This window comes from Candidatus Thiosymbion oneisti, from assembly GCF_900092655.1.
In the GTDB taxonomy this organism is placed as follows: domain Bacteria; phylum Pseudomonadota; class Gammaproteobacteria; order Chromatiales; family Chromatiaceae; genus Thiosymbion; species Thiosymbion oneisti.
On sequence record NZ_FLUY01001075.1, the window covers coordinates 1 to 736 of the forward strand.

General features: G+C 58.2%; 1 protein-coding gene. It reads right to left on the bottom strand.

The genetic code is table 11. The annotated features are described in order from the left end of the window. Positions 1–287, bottom strand: a 287-nt coding sequence (locus BQ17_RS22635; protein WP_218068226.1) for a hypothetical protein, incomplete at its 3' end; no start/stop codon positions are given. Between the last annotated feature and the right edge of the window lie 449 nt (positions 288–736).

A 736-nucleotide genomic window follows, 5' to 3' on the forward strand; every position in this document is an offset into this window, starting at 1 on the left:
TCTTCAACACTCATCGTTGAGTGTTCAGGACTCTCTGTTGAATGTTCAAGACTCTCTGGTGAGTCTTCAGGACTCTCCGGTGAGTGTTCAAGATTCTCCGGTGGGTCTTCAACACTCATCGTTGAGTGTTCAGGACTCTCTGTTGAATGTTCAAGACTCTCCGGTGAGTCTTCAGGACTCTCCGTTGAGTGTTCAAGACGCTCCGGTGAGTCTTCAACACTCATCGTTGAATGTTCAGGACTCTCTGGTGAGTCTTCAGGGCTCTCCGGCGAGTCTTCAACACTCATCGTTGAGTGTTCAGGACTCTCTGTTGAATGTTCAAGACTCTCCGGCGAGTCTTCAGGACTCTCCGGTGAGTGTTCAAGACGCTCCGGTGGGTCCTCAACACACGCTCTGGCTCCCAGGCTCCAGCGCCATGAAGCCTTGTCCCGACGCAGGAGGGACCTCTCTGGCTCCTACGCTCCAGCGTGGGAGCAAATCCCAACGCTCCAGCGTTGACAGGCGACCCGTGTAACGCCGGCCAGGCTTGTGGCGGGATGCGCTGCGCTTGCCTGCCCTACGGTCCTCGACCGAACACCCAAGCACGCGCCTGACCCGACCGACGGACTAGGGCTCGTAGCCTCTCCGGACACTCCGCGGCGCGGAGCTTTTGCAAGCTGGCGCCATCCGCCGGATGCCTCACCCCTTGCGGTTGTCCCAACCCAGAGAACCACGGATGGACACCGATGGACACGGA